19 protein-coding genes and 1 pseudogene are annotated in these 16,636 nt (G+C 68.0%); 8 read left to right on the forward strand and 12 right to left on the reverse strand.

Going from position 1 to position 16,636, the window contains the following annotated elements; all coding sequences use genetic code 11:
* The first annotated feature begins 81 nt into the window (after positions 1–81).
* Positions 82–354: a hypothetical protein gene (locus Acor_RS36040; RefSeq protein WP_155341260.1), complete on the forward strand. Its 273-nt coding sequence runs from the start codon at positions 82–84 to the stop codon at positions 352–354.
* Positions 355–380: 26 nt separating this feature from the next.
* On the opposite strand, the gene Acor_RS36045 is transcribed toward Acor_RS36040, so the two are convergent.
* On the reverse strand, positions 381–1,238 hold the full coding sequence (locus Acor_RS36045) for an SDR family oxidoreductase (RefSeq protein WP_155341261.1): 858 nt from the start codon (positions 1,236–1,238) through the stop codon (positions 381–383).
* A gap of 101 nt (positions 1,239–1,339) precedes the next feature.
* Here Acor_RS36045 and Acor_RS36050 point away from each other — a divergent pair, with 101 nt between their 5' ends.
* Positions 1,340–1,906, forward strand: coding sequence for a TetR/AcrR family transcriptional regulator (locus Acor_RS36050; RefSeq protein ID WP_155341262.1), 567 nt, complete (start codon positions 1,340–1,342; stop codon positions 1,904–1,906).
* 111 nt (positions 1,907–2,017) lie between these two features.
* On the opposite strand, the gene Acor_RS36055 is transcribed toward Acor_RS36050, so the two are convergent.
* The 7 genes and pseudogenes from Acor_RS36055 to Acor_RS36080 form a co-directional block, all read right to left on the reverse strand.
* Complete coding sequence (locus Acor_RS36055; RefSeq protein ID WP_155341263.1) at positions 2,018–3,475, reverse strand: aldehyde dehydrogenase family protein; 1,458 nt, start codon at positions 3,473–3,475, stop codon at positions 2,018–2,020.
* Positions 3,476–3,480: 5 nt separating this feature from the next.
* On the reverse strand, positions 3,481–4,311 hold the full coding sequence (locus tag Acor_RS36060; RefSeq protein WP_155341264.1) for a branched-chain amino acid ABC transporter permease: 831 nt from the start codon (positions 4,309–4,311) through the stop codon (positions 3,481–3,483).
* Positions 4,308–4,877: a branched-chain amino acid ABC transporter permease gene (locus Acor_RS43670; protein ID WP_218034695.1), complete on the reverse strand. Its 570-nt coding sequence runs from the start codon at positions 4,875–4,877 to the stop codon at positions 4,308–4,310. Before Acor_RS43670 ends, Acor_RS36060 begins: the two co-directional genes overlap by 4 nt.
* 5 nt (positions 4,878–4,882) lie before the next feature.
* The gene (locus Acor_RS45735; RefSeq protein ID WP_218034696.1) at positions 4,883–5,185 is read right to left on the reverse strand and encodes an ABC transporter permease subunit; all 303 of its coding nucleotides are present in this window, start codon (positions 5,183–5,185) and stop codon (positions 4,883–4,885) included.
* A complete protein-coding gene (locus Acor_RS36070; protein ID WP_155341265.1) occupies positions 5,182–5,898 on the reverse strand; it encodes an ABC transporter ATP-binding protein in 717 nt (238 codons plus the stop codon). Before Acor_RS36070 ends, Acor_RS45735 begins: the two co-directional genes overlap by 4 nt.
* Positions 5,895–6,632 (reverse strand): annotated as a pseudogene (locus Acor_RS46060) (ABC transporter ATP-binding protein). The gene Acor_RS36070 and the pseudogene Acor_RS46060 overlap by 4 nt, the downstream one beginning before the upstream one ends.
* On the reverse strand, positions 6,629–7,453 hold the full coding sequence (locus Acor_RS36080) for an ABC transporter substrate-binding protein (RefSeq protein WP_155341266.1): 825 nt from the start codon (positions 7,451–7,453) through the stop codon (positions 6,629–6,631). Before Acor_RS36080 ends, Acor_RS46060 begins: the two are co-directional and overlap by 4 nt.
* Positions 7,454–7,507: 54 nt before the next feature.
* Between Acor_RS36080 and Acor_RS36085 the strand changes: the two genes are divergently transcribed.
* From Acor_RS36085 to Acor_RS36100, 4 genes are all read left to right on the forward strand, one after another.
* Entirely contained in the window at positions 7,508–8,347 is an 840-nt protein-coding gene (locus Acor_RS36085; RefSeq protein ID WP_170317250.1) for an IclR family transcriptional regulator, read from the forward strand.
* Between the two features lie 97 nt (positions 8,348–8,444).
* Positions 8,445–9,908, forward strand: coding sequence for a benzaldehyde dehydrogenase (locus tag Acor_RS36090; RefSeq protein ID WP_155341267.1), 1,464 nt, complete (start codon positions 8,445–8,447; stop codon positions 9,906–9,908).
* A 146-nt stretch (positions 9,909–10,054) separates the two neighbouring features.
* Complete coding sequence (locus tag Acor_RS36095) at positions 10,055–10,663, forward strand: MarR family transcriptional regulator (RefSeq protein ID WP_218034698.1); 609 nt, start codon at positions 10,055–10,057, stop codon at positions 10,661–10,663.
* Positions 10,660–11,001: a hypothetical protein gene (locus Acor_RS36100; protein ID WP_218034699.1), complete on the forward strand. Its 342-nt coding sequence runs from the start codon at positions 10,660–10,662 to the stop codon at positions 10,999–11,001. Before Acor_RS36095 ends, Acor_RS36100 begins: the two co-directional genes overlap by 4 nt.
* A 194-nt stretch (positions 11,002–11,195) precedes the next feature.
* Here the strand turns inward: Acor_RS36100 and Acor_RS36105 are convergent, their stop codons facing one another.
* Positions 11,196–11,876, reverse strand: coding sequence for a pyridoxamine 5'-phosphate oxidase family protein (locus tag Acor_RS36105; RefSeq protein ID WP_308805710.1), 681 nt, complete (start codon positions 11,874–11,876; stop codon positions 11,196–11,198).
* Positions 11,877–11,948: 72 nt separating this feature from the next.
* On the opposite strand from Acor_RS36105, the gene Acor_RS36110 reads away from it, so the two are divergent.
* Complete coding sequence (locus Acor_RS36110; protein ID WP_155341268.1) at positions 11,949–12,668, forward strand: DUF427 domain-containing protein; 720 nt, start codon at positions 11,949–11,951, stop codon at positions 12,666–12,668.
* 21 nt (positions 12,669–12,689) lie between these two features.
* Here the strand turns inward: Acor_RS36110 and Acor_RS36115 are convergent, their stop codons facing one another.
* Both Acor_RS36115 and Acor_RS36120 read right to left on the reverse strand, forming a co-directional pair.
* Positions 12,690–12,887 (reverse strand): ferredoxin, encoded by a 198-nt coding sequence (locus Acor_RS36115; RefSeq protein ID WP_246239594.1) that lies wholly within the window; start codon positions 12,885–12,887, stop codon positions 12,690–12,692.
* Complete coding sequence (locus Acor_RS36120) at positions 12,884–14,071, reverse strand: cytochrome P450 (RefSeq protein ID WP_218034701.1); 1,188 nt, start codon at positions 14,069–14,071, stop codon at positions 12,884–12,886. Before Acor_RS36120 ends, Acor_RS36115 begins: the two co-directional genes overlap by 4 nt.
* A gap of 111 nt (positions 14,072–14,182) precedes the next feature.
* Between Acor_RS36120 and Acor_RS36125 the strand changes: the two genes are divergently transcribed.
* Positions 14,183–14,791 carry a YoaK family protein gene (locus tag Acor_RS36125; RefSeq protein ID WP_218034702.1) on the forward strand — a complete coding sequence of 203 codons (609 nt, stop codon included), beginning with the start codon at positions 14,183–14,185 and terminating at the stop codon, positions 14,789–14,791.
* Between the two features lies 1 nt (position 14,792).
* Here Acor_RS36125 and Acor_RS36130 read toward each other — a convergent pair whose 3' ends face one another.
* Positions 14,793–16,586, reverse strand: coding sequence for a sigma-70 family RNA polymerase sigma factor (locus Acor_RS36130; protein WP_155341272.1), 1,794 nt, complete (start codon positions 16,584–16,586; stop codon positions 14,793–14,795).
* Positions 16,587–16,636: the final 50 nt, after the last annotated feature.

Consider the following 16,636-nt stretch of genomic DNA (forward strand, 5'->3'; position numbering starts at 1 on the left):
CTGAGCCGACGTACATCGAGATCATCCGTGCTCAAGGTGCCTACGCGGACCCGACAATCGCGGTAGAGGTCAGGATTGCGAATGCCACTGCGGCTGCTGCACTTCAAGTCGGCGACCGGAACATTTAATGGGGTTTGTGGTTTCGTGGCCGATCGGCTGCCCTTCGCCAGGGTTGTTGCGAACGTCAAAACTGTGCTGCCGGAGCAGATCCCGGTCGGTAGCGTCGGTGAGGCGAAGAGGCGAGCCGAGCAGATGAACGCGGCACACGAGGAGCATGTGCCCTGGTCGCGGCGAGATCCCTACACCGATGTTCATGCCTTCGTTGAGCATGGCCTCGGGATTCGGTCCTACTGAACGGACCTGCGGGCTCGTAGGGTTCTCTAAGCGCGGGCGGCGATGACGTCGTCGGCGTCGCTGGAGAAGGCCAGTTCCTGCTGGGATTCGACGGCGGCGAGGCGTTCGGTCAGGGCCGCGTGCACGTTGGCGTAGGCGTCGCTGCCCAGCAGCAGCCGCTTGGGCGCCGGGGTTTGGTCGGTGGAGTCGATGATCGCCTGGGCGATCTTGATCGGGTCGCCTGGCCAGGCGGTGACGCCGGCGAGGGTCATGAACTGGCGCATCTGCCCGACCACGCCCTCGGTGTAAGCGTCGCTGGGCGGGGCGACGGCGAGGCTGGTGCCGGCGAACTGGGTACGGGCGCCGCCCGGCTCGACGAGGGTCACCTCGATCCCGAATGCGGCGATCTCGGGAATGACCGACTCGAAGAAGCCTTCGATGCCCCACTTGGTGGCGTGGTAGAGGCTCGCGCCGGGGAAGGCGATCTGGCCGCCCATGCTGGACAGCTGGACGATCCGGCCGCCGCCGTGGGCGCGCAGGTGCGGGATGACCGCGCGCGCGAGCTGGATCGAGCCGACGAGGTTGGTGTCGATCTGGCGGCTGATCTGCTCGTCGGAGAGCTCTTCGGCGGCGCCGAACAGGCCGTATCCGGCGTTGGAGACGATCGCGTCGATGCGGCCGAGGTCGGTGAACGCGGCGGCGACCACCTCCCGGACCTGCGCGGTGTCGGTGACGTCGAGGGCGCGCACCCACAGCTGCGCGCCGTACTGGTCCGCCAGGTCCTTGATCGCTTCGGGTTTGCGCAGCGTCGCGGCGACCCGATCGCCACGCTCCAGAAGCAGCTGCGTCAGTTGGCGGCCGAAGCCGCTGGAGGTGCCGGTGATGAACCAGGTCTTGGTGGCCATGGCCTGCCGCCTTCGTAGGTAACTATCTGGATAGATTCAGTCCCACAGTAGAGACGGGACCTCCGCTAGTCAATATCCAGATAGTTACCTACGATGTGGCAATGCCGCCCGACGCCACCGCGACCAAGACCCGCATCCTCGACGCGGCCTTCGCCGAGTTCGCCGAGTACGGCCTGGCCGGCGCCCGAATGGACCGGATCGCGGAAAAGGCCGACGCCAACAAGCGCTCCATCTACGTCCATTTCGGCCACAAGGAAGAGCTCTTCGACCTCGTGGTGGCCCGCACCCTCGCCGCCGTGTCCGAGGCGGTGCCATTCAACCCCGCCGACCTTCCCGGCTACGCCGGCGCCCTGTTCGACTACATCCTCACCAGCCCCGACCTGGTACGGCTGGCCACCTGGGCCCAGTTCGAACGCCCGGAAGCAACCACCGCCGAAATCAACGCGTACCGGAAAAAGGTCGAGGCCCTGGCGCAGCACGACGGCCGGGCGACCACCCACACGAACCCGGTCGACGTCCTCGCCCTGGTGCACGCCCTGATCTTCGCCTGGTTCACCACTTCCCCCGCTCTGCGCGGGCTCGCCCCCGAAGAACAGTGGTCCCCCGAACGACTCGCCGCTCATCGCGCGGCAGTGATCGCGGCAGTCCAAGCCTTGGTCGATCGCTGAGACATCAGCGCTGGCAGGGCACAGCTCACCACGGTCGGCCAGCCGCGGCTGATGTTCGCACGAAGCTCCTGGCTCCGACGGGCCTGGAGGTGACGATCAAACGGTCGGCGGTCAGAAAGGAAATGTTCGGGGGGTGGAGCGGAGGGTGGCCCATTGGAGTTCGGTGAAGTCCTCGGTGGCGAAATTCAGGCCGAATCGGCCCCAGCCGCTGTCCTTGAGGCCGCCGAAGGGCATGTGGGGTTCGTCGTTGACGGGCTGGTCGTTGACGTGGACGATGCCGACTTCCAGTCGGCGGGCCAGGTCGAGGCCGCGGTAGACGTCGTCGGTGATGATGCCGGCCGTGAGGCCGTAGCGGGATGCGTTGGAGCGTTGGACGGCGTGGTCGCGGTTCTCGACGATTTCCAGCAGCGCGACCGGTCCGAAAGTCTCCTCGAAGGCGAGTTCGGCCTCTTCGGGGACGTCGGTGAGGACCGTCGCGGGGTAACACGGCGGCTGGGGGGTTCCGCCGATCAGGACGCGGGCACCCAACGCGACGGCCTCTTCGACCCGGCGGGTGATCAGCGAAAGCGCCCACTGATTGATGAGCGGGCCGAGAACCGTGGCCGGGTCACGCGGATCGCCGACCGGCAACTGGGAAACCTTCGCGATGAATCGCTCGGTGAACTCTTCGGCGATCGGGCGTTCGACGAGGATGCGGCGGGCGCACATGCACACTTCGCCCTGATGCAGGAACGCGCCATACGCGGCGGCGTTGACGGCGTATTCCAGGTCCGCGTCCGCGAGCACGATCAGTGAGTTGTGGCCGCTCAACTGCAGGACAGGCCGCTTCAGATGTCTGGCGGCGAGTTCCGCGAGCCGCCTGCCGGTGACGGTGGAACCGGTGAAGTTGATTCGCCGCACCCGCGGATGGGTGACGCATTCCTCGACGATTGCTCCGGCGTCGCCGGGCGCGTGGGTGACCACGTTGAGAACACCCGGCGGGAGACCCGCCTCAGCGAATAGCTCCGCCCACACCGTGCCCCCGGTGATCGGCGCCTCCTCGGACGGTTTGAGCACGACGGTGTTCCCCAACGCCATCGGCCCCACAATCGCCCGTCCGGCCAGAACCAGCGCGGCATTCCACGCCGAAATCGCGGCCACCACTCCGACCGGCCGCCGTAGCGCCAATGCCCGGGTTCCCTGCACATCCGACGGCAGCACCTGCCCGGTCGCCGCGAACGCCAGCCCGGCGGCCTGCCGCAGCAGCGACAGGCAGAACTGGAGCTGAATTTCGGCGAAGTGGGCCCCGCACCCGGTCTCCCCGGCCAGCAGTCCAATGATCTCGGTCTTCCGGCGCGAAAGAACATCGGCGGCGCGGAGAAAGATGAGCTGCCGTTCCGTCGGAGCCAGTTCCGCCCAGGCGGGAAACGCGGCATGCGCCGCTTCCACCGCGTCCCGCGCGTCGTCCGCGTCCCCCGAAGCGACCTCCGCGATGACCTCACCCGTCCACGGATCGTGATCGGGGTGCCTGCGCCCGTTGACCGAATCGCGCCACCGCCCCCCGATGAAGTGCCGCACGACTTCGCTCACTGCGTTCAGGTCTCCTTGCTGGACTGGCCGTGCAGATGGTAGCCGATGGGCAACAACCGCAGGTGGAACCTGTCGGCGACCACACTCCACAGCCCGCGCGGCAGGAACAGCGCGAAGCCGACCGCGACGACCCCCAGCCCGATGAGGTACCACGCGCCCTGTTCGGCGAACTGGTTCTGCAGCGTGAAATAGAGAATGGCCCCGATGATCGGCCCTTCGAAGGTCCCCAGCCCGCCCACCAGCACCATGAACAGCATGAACGCCGTCCACTGCACCCCGAAAATCGACTGCGGCTGAATGAACAGCGTATTGGTCAACGTGAGGGCGCCGGCGGCCCCGCACCCGAATCCGGCCAGCACGAACAACCCGAACTTCAACGGCCCAGTCCGTACGCCAAGGGACGCCGCCGCCTCCTCGTCATCCCGAATGGCCTGCAACGCCATCCCCGTCCGATGCCGAAGGATGACGAACACCACGACGAGCAGCACCAGCGTGAACGCCAGCGTCAACCAGAAGGTATAGGCCCGCCGCAGATCAGGCTCATACACGTTGAGCCCGCGCAGCGAAATCCCGGTCCCCCCGCCCAGCCCTTCATCCAACGCGATGAGCAGCGCCAGCGCCTCGGCGACCACCCAGGTCCCGACAGCGAACTGCCCGCCACGCAACCGCAGCAGCAACGGCGCCAGAACCACGGCCAGCAGAGCACTCGCGACCGCGGCCAGCACGACCGCCAGATACGGCGTCACCCCCCGCTGCGTGAAGAAAATCGTCGCGTACGCCCCGAACCCGATATACGCCTGCTGCCCCACCGACACCTGGGATACGGCGACGCTCATCGGTCAGTGCTCCGGGTGATGATGGACCGGCCACGAGGGCTGGCGAGAATGACGAGAAAGATCAGGTGCCCGGCGAGGATGGAGTACTGCGGGTCGATGGCCGCGCCGACGGTCTGCGCGATTCCGAGCACGATCCCGCCCACCAACGCCCCCCACAGCGAGCCGAGCCCGCCGATGACGACGGCTTCGAAGGCGAATATCAGCTGCGTGGGCCCGCTGGACGCTTCGAAAGTCGAGTGCACGGCCAGAAACGTCCCGGCGAGCGTGGCCGTCACCACGGCGATGGCGGTCGCCCGTCCGTAGACGGCGGCTGCGGGGATTCCGACGAGCGCCGCCGTGTCGGGATCCTGGGCGGTGGCGCGCATTTCCCGGCCGAATGGCGTGCGGCGCAGCAGCAGTTGCAGTCCGCCGAGCACGAGCACCGCCACCGCCAGGGTGAGAACCCCGATATAGGGAATGGACAGCTGCGACGTGATCTCCCAGCTGCCGGTGGACAGTGATCCGGCGGCGGCTCCCAGCGACCGTACGTCCGGTGAATAGCCTTCCAGGAGCGCGTTCTGAATCACGATGCTCAGCCCGAAAGTGGTGAGCAGAGGAATAGCGCCCCACCCCGCAGGCTGCGCGCGAGCACTGTGCGTTGGAGGAGATATCCGACGATCAGCATGATGGGCAACGCCGGCAGCAGCGCCAGGAATGGCGAGAGGTTCAGTTGGGTACTGATCGTCCACACCAGGAATGCGCCCAGGACAGCCAGGCCGCCGTGGGCCAGGTTGATGATTCGCATGACGCCGAACATGAGTGAGAGCCCGCAGGCGAACAGGGCGTACAGGCCGCCGAGGAGTAGGCCCTGGACGACCGCGTTGATCCAGGTCATGAGGGCTCCGAAAGGTCGAGTCCGAAGTAGGCCGCGGTGACCTGTTCGCGGGTGACGTCGTGGGTGCTCTCGTTCAGCACGATGCGTCCTTCCAGCACGCACAGGACGCGGTCGGCCACGGACAGCGCCCGGGCGAGGTCCTGCTCGACCAGCAACAATGTGCTCGACGCCGCGCGGAGCACCTGCACCGACTCGTAGACGGCGTCGACGGCTACGGGCGACAACCCCAGCGACACCTCATCGATCAGCAGGAGGCGCGGATTGCTCATCGGCGCCCGCGCGATGGCGGCCGCCTGCTGCTGCCCGCCCGACAGGCTGGACGCCCGCCGCCCGCGCAGCGGAGCCAGCATCGGGAAAGCGTCCAGGACGGTGGCCAGGTTCCACACCCCAGGCCGGGATCGCCGCCCGGCGACCAGCAGGTTCTCCTCGACGGTCAGTTCGCCGAACAGCTTTCGTCCTTCGGGGACCAGCGCGATGCCACGCCGTACCCGCAGATGGGCGGGAACCCCGGCGAGGTCGGCGCCGTCGAACCGGACCGCGCCCTGCGCGGTCGGGTGGGCCCCGGCGATGGTGCGGAGCATCGTCGACTTGCCCGCGCCGTTCGCGCCGACGACCGCGAGGACCTCACCTTCGTCCACCCCGAACGACACCCCGCGTACGGCCTGCAGCAACCCATACCGGGACACCAGGTCCTCGATTTCGAGCAGCCTCACGACCCCGCCTTCCCCGGGTAGACGTCGACCACGACGGCGTCCCGCAGCACGGCCTCCGGCGGGCCGTCCGCGATGACCTTCCCGGCGTCCATGCAGACCAGCCGATCGATCACCTGAATCAGGACATGCACGATGTGCTCGATCCACACGATGGCGACGCCCCGCTCGCGCACCAGCTTGATCGTGGTGACGAGTTCGGCGGCTTCGGCGTCCGTGAGGCCGCCGCCGATCTCGTCCAGCAGCAGCACCTGCGGATCGGTGGCCAGCGACCGGGCCAGTTCGAGGCGCTTGCGGTGCAGCAGCCCGAGAGTGTCGGCCCGCCGGTTCGCCAACCCGGTCAAACCACACAGTTCGAGCACCTCGATGCTGCGCGCGTACGCCGCTTCACGCCGCAACCCCGCGCCGTACGACGAACCGACCAGGACGTTCTCCAGCACGGTCATGCCCGCGAACGGCCGCGGAATCTAGTACGCCCGCCCGAGCCCGCGACGGCACCGAAGCTCGGGCCGCAACCGCGTGATGTCCCTGCCGTGGAACTCGATCGTCCCCGCCGTCGGCCGGATCGACCCGGCCAGCGCGTTCAGCAGCGTCGTCTTGCCGGCACCGTTGGGGCCCACGATCCCGACGGCCTCCCTGTCGCCGACGCGGAAGTCCACCTCCGCCAGCACCTGAAGATCGCCGAACCGCATCGACAGCCCCCGCCCCGTCAGGACGGGGGCCTCGGTGGAACTCATGCCCCGTAAGCCTTCAGCTGCGCCGCGACCGGCACATTCGGGTCAGAGGAGTTGTCACACAGCACGAAGTCGAGCTTGTACTTGCCGCCAGGCTCGGCGGCGAGCCACTGCCCGCCCAGAATGGGGGTGACCACGACGTTCCCGTTGGGGCCTTTGCCCCACTCCAGCTTGCCCACCGGAGTGTCCACGCTGAGGGTGCCGATCGTCTTGGCCAGCCCGGCTCGGTCCTTGGGGTCGGCCGCGGCCTGGAACGCCGCCGCCGCGATGTCGAACAGCGCCAGGCTGGGGCCCAACTGCTGGGTCCACTGCTTGCCGACCGTGTTCTGGTAGCCGTCCGCCAGGTCCTTGGACGCGATCTTGGTGAGCGAGGACGCGTAGGGATAGGTCGGCGTCCAGTACGCGCCCCCCGCGATCCCCACCCCGATCTCCCCGAGCGCCTCCACCTGCGAAGGGAACAGCCCGGTCTTGGCCACCTGCACGATCTTCGGCTGGTAGCCCTGCTGCGTGGCCTGCCGCCAGAACGTCGCGAAATCCGGCGGAAGCGGGAACGAGTTGAAGATCTCGCAGTTCTCCGCCTTGAACATGGCGATCTGCGCGGAGTAGTCGTTGGTCCCATTCGTGTACGGACCAGGGTCGACGATCGTGTACCCCGCCTTCTCCAGCAGCGGCCCCAGCGCCGCCCGGACGGCGTTCCCGTCCGAGTCGTTGGGCCACATCACCCCGACCTTCTTGTTGGTCGGCACCTGCGGCCACTGATTCGTGTACGCGTTCTTGAACTGCTCAACCCCGAAACAGAAGTGGAAACTGTAGGAAGGCCGCATACCGCCCGTCAATCAGTCGTTCTAATAATTGGAACACTTCTGTTACGGTGCAGCATGAGCACTCAGCAGACGCCGCCCGACGACGAGGACGCCGGCGCGGGCGGCTCGGCGGCCTTCTCGCAGTCGCTGGAGCGCGGCCTGGGCATCCTCTCGGCGTTCAGCGAGACCGGCCCGGTGCTGGGCATCGCCGACATCGCCCGCGCGGTCGGCCTCAACCGCTCCACCACCCACCGGTACGTGGCCACCCTGGCCAAACTCGCCTACGTGCAGCAGGATCCGGACACCCGGAAATACTCCCTGGGCCCCCGCGTCATCGACCTGGGTTTCGCCGCGCTGAGCTCCATGGAGATGACCAGGGTCGCCTCCGAGCACCTGCAGGCCCTCTCCGACGAGACCGGGTTCGCGGCCAGCATGGCCGTGCTCGACGGCCCCGACATCGTCTACGTGGAACGCCGCCGCAGCCGCAGATCCACCGGCCTGGTCGTCGATCTGAACCTGCACGTCGGCTCCCGGCTGCCGGCCTACTGCACCTCGATGGGCAAGGTGCTGCTGGCCCACCGCGAACCGGCCGCGCTGCGCACCCTGCTGGACCGGACGAACCTGGCCCGCCGCGGCCCGAAGACCATCACCGCCCGCGAGCAGCTGATGAACGCCCTGGCCAAGGTCCGCCAGCAGGGGATCGCGGTCAACGACGAGGAGCTCGCGCCGGGCCTGCGCTCCATCGCGGCGCCGATCAGGGACCGGTCGGGGACGGTGGTCGCGGCCATCAACGTGGCCATCCACCTCACCACCTGGTCGACCTCGATCGACTCGCTGACCAGCCGCATCGACGCGCCGCTCCGCCGGGCCGCCGCGGTGATCTCGGAACGGCTGGGGTATCGGGCCGAGGCTTGATCATTTCCAGAAAGTGTTCGACTGGCTAGAACACGGAGTTGATTCATCGGAAAGGACCTGTCTACATTCGGCGCACTCGACCGGGTGAAGGGACTCCGTGGTGCTCCTCAACACGACGCTGTGGCAGGACAAGATTTTTGTTGGCGGCTCGTGGGAGCCGGGCTCCGGCGGCGGCATGGATGTGATCGAACCTGCCACCGGGGCGTCGCTCGGGCGGATCGGGGTGGCGGACGCGGGCGATCTGGCGCGGGCGGCGGAGAGTGCGGCGGTGGCCCAGCGGGAATGGGCCGCGACCCCGCATCCGGTGCGGGCGGCGGTGTTGCGGCGGGCGGCGCGGTTGTGGGCCGAGCATGCCGAGGAGATCTCCTGGTGGAACGTCCGGGAGGTCGGGGCGGTGCCGGGGATGGCGGGCTTTGCCGTACATGTCGCTGAGCAGGAGTGTTACGAGGCGTCGGCCCTGCCGAGCCGGCCGTACGGTGAGTTGGTCCCCAGTGAGGAGCCTCGGCTGTCGATGGCGACCCGGGTTCCCGCCGGTGTGGTCGGTGTGATCTCGCCGTTCAACGTGCCGATCATCCTGGGCATCCGGTCGGTCGCGCCCGCTCTGGCCCTGGGCAATGCGGTGATCCTCAAACCGGACCCGCGTACGGCCGTCACCGGCGGTGTCACCATCGCCCGGATCTTCGAGGAGGCCGGACTTCCGCCCGGCGTCCTGCAGATGCTCCCCGGGGGCGTCGACGTCGGCGAAGCGCTGATCACGCACCCGCTGGTCCGGGTCATCTCCTTCACCGGCTCCACCCAGGCGGGTCGCAAAGTCGGTGAACTCGCCGGCCGTCACCTCAAACGCGCCCACCTGGAACTCGGCGGCAACTCCGCCCTGATCGTCCTCCCCGACGCCGACCTGGACGCGGCCGTCAACCTGGCCGCCTGGGGCAGTTTCTTCCACCAGGGCCAGATCTGCATGACCACCGGCCGCCACCTCGTCCACGAAGCCCTGTACGACGACTTCGTCGAACGCCTCGCCGCCAAAGCCGACAAACTCCCCGTCGGCGACCCCGCCTCCGGCCAGGTCGCCCTCGGCCCCGTCATCGACGCCGCCCAACGCGACAAAATCCACGGCCTCGTCCGCGACAGCGTCGACCAGGGCGCCACCCTCGCCGCCGGCGGCCTCTACGACGACCTGTTCTACGCCCCCACCGTCTTGTCCGGCACCACCCCCGCTACCCCCGCCTTCGCCCAGGAAGTCTTCGGCCCCGTCGCCCCCGTCGCCCGCTTCACCACCCTCGAAGAAGCCGTCCACCTCGCGACCGTCTCCGAATTCGCCCTCTCCCTCGGCATCGTCACCCGCGACGCCATGAAGGGCCTCGCCCTCGCCCAGAAAATCCCCACCGGCATCGTCCACATCAACGACCAAACCGTGAACGACGAAGCCAACGCCCCCTTCGGCGGCCTCGCCGCCTCCGGCACCGGCTCCCGCTTCGGCGGCGCCACAGCCAACATCGAAGCCTTCACCGAAACCCGCTGGATCACCATGCGCGCCGACACCCCCACGTACCCGTTCTGACGGCGAGAAACGTGGCGTCCCCTCACCCTGACGCAACGCCTGGATGCCTCGCGTTCCCGGCGTTTCTGGGTGCGCGGGGAGCTGACGAGGTCGGCTTCTATCCCGAAACCCCTGCCTGACCATGGAACTTGCGTAAACTGAAAGCTATGTTTCAGTTTATGAAACAACCGCCTTCAGTGCTGCTCCCCCTGGTCAGAACGGCCTTCCAAGGGGAGCTGTTGGCTTGGCTCTATCTGCACCCGGAGGACGAGTATCCGTTGGTCGTCCTGGCGCAGCAGTTCCGGGTATCGCCCGCGTCCGTGACCAGGGAAGTCGATCGCCTGTCCGCGGCGGGCCTCATCAAGGTGCGCCGGGTCGGAAATCTCCGTCTGGTCAGCGCGGACGAAGAAACCATCATCGCCAGGCCGCTGACCGAGCTGTTGGCTCTCACCTATGGCCCGATTGTCGTATTGCCCGAGCTCCTGAGTGGTGTGCCAGGGGTGGAGGAGGCGTACATCTATGGCTCGTGGGCGGCACGGTACGAAGGCGAGCCTGGCCGGGTGCCGAGAGACGTCGATGTGCTGGTCGTGGGCGAGCCGGGCGAGGATGACCTCTATCTTGTCGCGAGGCGGGCGGAGCAGCAGCTCGGGCGCGAAGTGAACCTTCGCAGGATGAGTCGCGGAACCTGGGAGTCCACGGACGAGGACCCCTTCCTTGAGTCGCTGCGGTCGCGTCCATTGGTAGGTCTGGAAATCGAGGGAACGGGAGTCGCATGAGGTGGGAGCAGGGGCGGCAGGCGATCGACGGCATGATCGGCCGTGGCGAGGTGGAGCGGGTCCCGGCGAGTCGTTCCCAAGCGGACAGCCTGCTCGATCAGGTCAACCGGCACCTGGCCACGGTCCGATTGGCCAAAGAGTCCGATCCTGTCGGCGCATATCAGCTGCTGTACGACGCCGCGCGTAAGGCCCTCTGCGCCGTCCTGGAGAACCAAGGCCTGCGGGCGACCTCACGCGGCGGCCACATCGCCGTCTATGAAGCGGTTAGCGCGCAGTTGGATCCGCCGCTCGGGCAGAGGCCTGCGGCCGTTCGACCGGATGCGGCGACGCCGGAATGACGCGGAATATCCGCGACGCGACTCGGACGGCTTCAACGCAGGGGACGTGGATCGGGACATTCCCAAGGTCGAAGAGATCATCCAGATAGCGGTAAAGGTCGTAGACCAGATGCAGCCCTACTGAATTCTGGCCCGCCTGAAGCCTCCGGCAGCTGTGAAGAGCCGCGTGCGGGCTCGCAGGCGCTCCCGGCGCGTTAGGGGCGATCAGGGACGGATATGTGTGAAGGCACGGCGAGGTTGGGGGGTAGCAGCAGAGGGTCGGGGATGGGGGTGCCGTAGGTGGTGGTTATGGGGATTACGCCGGCCCATAGGCCGAGCTGGGAGTCGGGGCTGTCTCCGTCGTCGGGTGGGCCGGTGCGGATTTTGACGGAGGCTTCGTTGAGGGGGAGGGCCAGGAGGGTGGTGGCGGCCAGTTCTTTGCGGGTGGGGCGGCGGGCGTAGTTCCATTGGCCGGGGGCGCATTGGTCGGTGACTATTTGGAGGCCGTGTAGTTTTTCGGGTTCTTCGGTGACCTGGCGGGGGGTGCCGTAGATCATCGCGCAGCGGTAGTTGATGCCGTGTTCGAAGACGGAGCGGGCCAGGACCAGGCCGTCGAGGTGGGTGACGGTGACGCATACCGTCTGCTGGGGGGCGCCGACGAGGCTCCGGCTGGCGACTGAGCCGTGGAAGTAGAGGGTGTCGGCGGTGGCGCCGTACACGGTCGGGAGGACCATGACCGTGCCGTCGACCACTACGCCCAGGTGGCAGACGAAACCGGCGGCCAGGATGGCGTCGAGGTCGGCGCGGTCGTAGCTGCCTTTTTCCTTCATGCGGCGGAGGCTCGTACGGTCGGTGCGGCCCAGGCTGCTGACGGGCGGTGGGATGACATTGTCCACGGAGGCAGGATATGGCCGCTCAAAACGGGGGCGGCTCTTGGCCGGGGTTACGGTGGTGGGAGGGGGTGAGACATGACGCTCAGGTGGGAGCCGAGTCGGCGCTGGGTTCGCTGTTACCGAGGGGACCTCCTCGTCGTGGACAGCCGGGCGCCGGTGCTGGTGTGGGAGTCGGGTCGTAACGTCCCCCGTTACGCGTTTCCGGCCGGCGATGTCCGTGGTGATCTGCTCAAGGCCGCCGCCGACCCGCCCAGTGGACGTCACGAGTGCTACGACCTGGTCGTGGACGGCGAGATCGTGTCCAACGTGGCCTACTCCTACCCGGAGCTGCCCGGTTATCTCGCTTTTGAGTGGGCGCCCGTGTTCGACAGGTGGCTGGAAGAGGAGGAGGAGATCTTCGTGCATCCGCGTGATCCGCACAGTCGAGTTGATGCGATACCCAGTTCCCGGCATGTCCGGGTTGAGATCAATGGCCGGGTCGTCGCTGATACCAGGGAGCCGGTGCTGCTGTTTGAGACCGGGCTGCCGACGCGCTACTACATTCCGGCCAAGGATGTGGATTTCGACCAGCTTGTCGCGACCGACAGTCATACCCGGTGTCCGTACAAGGGGGAGGCGTCGTACTGGTCGTTGCGTGAGCCTGTTGAGGGGGTTCCGGCTGATGTGGCCTGGGCTTACCCGGAGCCGATTCAGGCTGTCGCGAACATCAAGGACTATGTCTCGTTCTACAACGAGGTCGTGGACATCGTCGTCGACGGGGAGCGCGAGGAGCGCCCGGTGACCAAGTTTCATTAGTCGGCGGGCGCTCGTGCGTGGCTAGTCGGTGACCTTGATTGCGCCGGTCGGGCAGTTGTTTTCGGCCTGCCGGGCGGCGCGGTCGCGTTCGGGCGGTGGTTCGGGTTGAAGTACGACCACCAGTCCTTCGTCGTCGTCCTGGTCGAAGAGGTCGGGTGCGATGCGGACGCAGTTTCCGGAGCCGGCGCACACGCTCCGGTCGCCCTCGACGCGGCTCACCACGTCACCGGCAGGCGCTGCGCGCCGAAGATGACCGCGTCCCGGAACTCGACCTCGGCGGGATCTATTGCCAGGGCGAGGTTCGGCAGCCGGGTCAGGAGTTCCTCCAGCGCGATCCGTAGTTCGGCGCGGGCCAGCGGCTGTCCGATGCACTGGTGCACGCCGAACCCGAAGGCCACGTGCGAGTGGCTGCCCCGGCTCAGGTCCAGGGCGTCGGGGTCGGTGAAGACCGTTTCGTCATGGTTGGCGCCGGCCAGCCACGCGATCACGCCCTCGCCCGCCTTGATGACCTGGCCGCCGACCTCGGTGTCGGCCGTCGCGACCCGGGGCAGACCGGTTCTGACGATGGTCAGGAAGCGCAGCAGTTCCTCCACCGCGTCCTCGATCGCCTCAGGCTTGTCCGCCAGCCGCCGTACCTCCTCGGGGTGTTGCAGGAGCATCAGGGTGCTCAGCCCGATCATGTTGGATGTCGTCTCATGTCCGGCGACGAGCAGCAGCATGGACATGCCGATCAGCTCGTCGGCGGTCATCTCGCCGGTGGCCACCCGCTCGGCGGCGAGCCGGCTGACCAGGTCCTCGCCGCCCTCCCGCTGCTTGGCCGCGACCAGTTTGGCCAGGTAGCCGAGAAGATCGTCGCGGGCCGCCCGCGCCGCCTCGATGGGGGTCGCCCAGGCCAGCATGGTCCGGCTGCGCTCCTGGAAAAACCCATGATCGGTGTACGGCACCCCGAGCAGATGGCAGATCACCATCGACGGCACCGGCAGCGCGAACCACTTGATCAGATCCGCGGGCGCCCCGGACGCCCGCATGGCGTCGAGCGCGCCGACCACCGTGTCCCTGATCAGCGGCTCCAGCAACCGGACATGCCTGATCATGAACTCGGGCGTGAGCATGCGCCGGAAATGGGCGTGGTCGGCCCCGTCCATCCGGATGAACATGCCCGGCAGCGGGCTGACCTCCGACGGCGGGATAGGCCGGATCGCCGGAAAGCCCGGCTTGGTGAGGTTGCTGGAGAAGTCGGCGCTGCGCAGCACCTGCCGGACGTCCTCGTGCCGGGTGACCAGCCAGGCGACCTGCCCGGTGGGGAGCTCGACCTGGCCGATCCCGTCCGGGAACGGGAACCTGGGCGGGATCAGCGGGTCCCGGTCCTGCGGGCGGAACGGAAACCGCGGCATGTCGTTCATAGATCCTCCGATGTGGATGTACTCGGGGGGTCTTGAGTTCCACGGTCTCATGGGCCGCCCGGGGGTATGCAAGCGAGGTCGCCCGGGAATCTGATCATCGTGCCCGACCGGATGCTGAAGTCTGCGATCTTGACGCTCACGGTGGTGAGCGGGCTGGTCGACGCGGTCAGTTTTCTGGGGCTGGGCAGCGTGTTCTGTTCGGCGATCACCGGCAACATCGTGCTGCTGGGCCTGGCGCTGGGGGGCGCGTCCGGGTTCGCGGTCTGGCCGCATTTCGTGGCGCTGGCGGCGTATGTGGCCGGGGCGGTGGCGGGCGCGTTCCTCGGGCGGGCCGGGCCGGGGTGGCTGCGGGCCGCGCTGGCTGTGGAGGCGGTGCTGCTGGCTTCGGCCACGGTGATGGCGTTCGCGGGCGTCTCCGCGTACGCGTTGATCGTGGTGCTGGCGTTCGCGATGGGCATCCGGAATCTGACGACCCGCCGCCTCGGCGTACCCAACCTGACCAGCACCACGGTGATGACCACGACGGTGACCTCCATGATCGCGGGGCTGCCGCTGATGGGCGGGCATGATCCGCATGTCGGGCGGCTGGCGGCGTCCGTGGTCGCGCTGATCTGCGGCGTGGTCGCGGGCGGCTGGCTGGTCGTCCATCACGGGATCGCCTGGCCGCTGGCGATCGGCACGGTTCCGGTGGTCCTGCTGGCGGTCATTGCGATCAAGTAGTTCAGCTGGCTTCCTGGAAGGCCTTTCCGGACTCCGTGGCCGAGCCGTCCTCGTGGAACAGGCCGCTGCCGGGTTTCGACTTCGAGGCCGGCAGGCCGAACCAGGCGTAGCGGTGCACGTAGGGGAGGGTGGCCAGCATTTTCGTGGAGGCGGTCAGGAAGGCGGCCTGCTCGGCGTCGGACGCGTACGTGGCGCCGTTGCTGAAGTCGATCAGTGCGTATTCGGTCAGCCAGATGGGCTTGCCGTAGCGTTTGTGGACCGCCGCCAGGTAGGACTTCAGGTGCGAGACCGCCGGCTGGGTCCGGAAGTCCGACCCGTACCAGTGCAGCGTGATGAAATCGACCCGGTAGTCCCTGGCCTGCGCGCCCTTCATGAAACGGTCGAGCCAGCTCCCCGGCTGGTCCCCGCCGAACGCGACACCGGGACTGCCGAGAACGCGACCGGCCTCCATCAGCTTCGGCCAGTGCGACAGCGCCTCCTCGACCGTCATGTTCGCCTGCGCGGCCAGGTCGGGTTCGTTGAAACTCAGCAGATAGGGCCCGGCGCTCTTGGCCTCGGCCAGCGCCTGCGGGGTGACGTTCTCGGCGGCCCTGATCATCGGAATGAACCGGGTGTTCTTCGGGGTGTCGATCCCGTGGTGATGGCTGGCCCACGTGTAGTACCAGCTGGCCTTGGCCTGGGCCAGGCCCTGGCTGACGTTGGGCGCGTTCCAGACCGCCACCCCCTTCTTGTCCGACGCCGCGACCACCACCGGATCGGGTTCGGGCACCGGCGCCACCCGGTCGAGGGTGGGGGACGGCCGGGTCGGGACGAACGTGGGCGCGGCCGAGGTGGTGATGGCCTGCGCCGGCGGTGACTCCTTCGGCGGCGGGGGCATGAGCTGGGTGATCACCAGCGTGCTGATCGCGATGGTGGCGACCCCGGCGGCGCCGGCGATGGCGGCCTTGCCCCCCGCGCTCAGGGTGTGCGCGGCGACGGTGGCGATCTCGATCGACGGCGGCGAGGTGAGCAGGGCGTAACCGATTGGAATCGGGATGAGCGGCAGCCCGATGAGCAGCCGATCCAGCGGGATGAGTCCCTTCGTGTGCGGGGTGCAGTTCCGGCAGTCGCGGATATGCCGGGCGAAGCGCTTTCGCCACAGCGGCGTCGGAAGCGCGTCCCACTCCCAGGTGATCTCCCGCAGTTCCGCGCAGGTCGCCGCGTTCTGCAACGCCCGGACGACCATGTGCGCGGTCTGCACCTGCTCCTTCATCCGCTGCACCCGCACGGCCGCGTGCCGTGGCGACAACCCCAGCGCCCCCGCCAGGTCGGCCCGCCCGAGTTCGCCGGTCTCCTCCAGCCACCACAGCGCCAGCAGCGCCCGGTCGTCGTTGTCCAGCCACCGGGTGGCCTCGGCGACCTCACGCCGCTGGTCGGTGAGGCCGAGCTGGAGGATCGTCACCATGGCGAAATCGGAGGCCGGGTCCGGCATCTCCGTCGCGGTGTCCAGGTCGGCCGTGCGGTGGTTCTCCGACCGCCGGTCCTGCTCGTGGTCCCGCACCTGCCGTACCGCGATGGCCACCAGCCACGACCGGTACGCCGAAAGGTCGCGAAGCCCCGGCAACCCGCGGACCACCCGGATCAGGGTCTCCTGCACCACATCGTCCACGTCCGTGTGCCCGTTCAGGGCCCGCCCGACGATGTTGTAGAGCAGGGGCAGCGAGTCGGCGACCAGGGCGTCCAGGGCGCGCTGGTCCCCGTTCCGGGCGGCGGCCACCAGCGCCGTGTCCGGCCCGCTCCTGAGTTGACTCGCCATCAGCCCCCGCCCTCGTCGGCTTCCGTCATCCAGGAGACCGTCCCGGAACA

Source organism: Acrocarpospora corrugata (assembly GCF_009687845.1).
Lineage (GTDB): Bacteria > Actinomycetota > Actinomycetes > Streptosporangiales > Streptosporangiaceae > Acrocarpospora > Acrocarpospora corrugata.

Bases quoted from the DNA above. Each gene is read 5' to 3' on its own strand.
- Acor_RS45735 (WP_218034696.1), bottom strand. From the start codon at position 5,185: ATGACCTGGATCAACGCGGTCGTCCAGGGCCTACTCCTCGGCGGCCTG.
- Acor_RS36080 (WP_155341266.1), bottom strand. From the start codon at position 7,453: ATGCGGCCTTCCTACAGTTTCCACTTCTGTTTCGGGGTTGAGCAGTTC.
- Acor_RS36050 (WP_155341262.1), top strand. From the start codon at position 1,340: ATGCCGCCCGACGCCACCGCGACCAAGACCCGCATCCTCGACGCGGCC.
- Acor_RS36110 (WP_155341268.1), top strand. From the start codon at position 11,949: ATGACGCTCAGGTGGGAGCCGAGTCGGCGCTGGGTTCGCTGTTACCGA.
- Acor_RS36060 (WP_155341264.1), bottom strand. From the start codon at position 4,311: ATGAGCGTCGCCGTATCCCAGGTGTCGGTGGGGCAGCAGGCGTATATC.
- Acor_RS36040 (WP_155341260.1), top strand. From the start codon at position 82: ATGCCACTGCGGCTGCTGCACTTCAAGTCGGCGACCGGAACATTTAAT.
- Acor_RS36085 (WP_170317250.1), top strand. From the start codon at position 7,508: ATGAGCACTCAGCAGACGCCGCCCGACGACGAGGACGCCGGCGCGGGC.
- Acor_RS36045 (WP_155341261.1), bottom strand. From the start codon at position 1,238: ATGGCCACCAAGACCTGGTTCATCACCGGCACCTCCAGCGGCTTCGGC.
- Acor_RS36125 (WP_218034702.1), top strand. From the start codon at position 14,183: ATGCTGAAGTCTGCGATCTTGACGCTCACGGTGGTGAGCGGGCTGGTC.
- Acor_RS36095 (WP_218034698.1), top strand. From the start codon at position 10,055: ATGTTTCAGTTTATGAAACAACCGCCTTCAGTGCTGCTCCCCCTGGTC.
- Acor_RS36130 (WP_155341272.1), bottom strand. From the start codon at position 16,586: ATGGCGAGTCAACTCAGGAGCGGGCCGGACACGGCGCTGGTGGCCGCC.
- Acor_RS36100 (WP_218034699.1), top strand. From the start codon at position 10,660: ATGAGGTGGGAGCAGGGGCGGCAGGCGATCGACGGCATGATCGGCCGT.
- Acor_RS36120 (WP_218034701.1), bottom strand. From the start codon at position 14,071: ATGAACGACATGCCGCGGTTTCCGTTCCGCCCGCAGGACCGGGACCCG.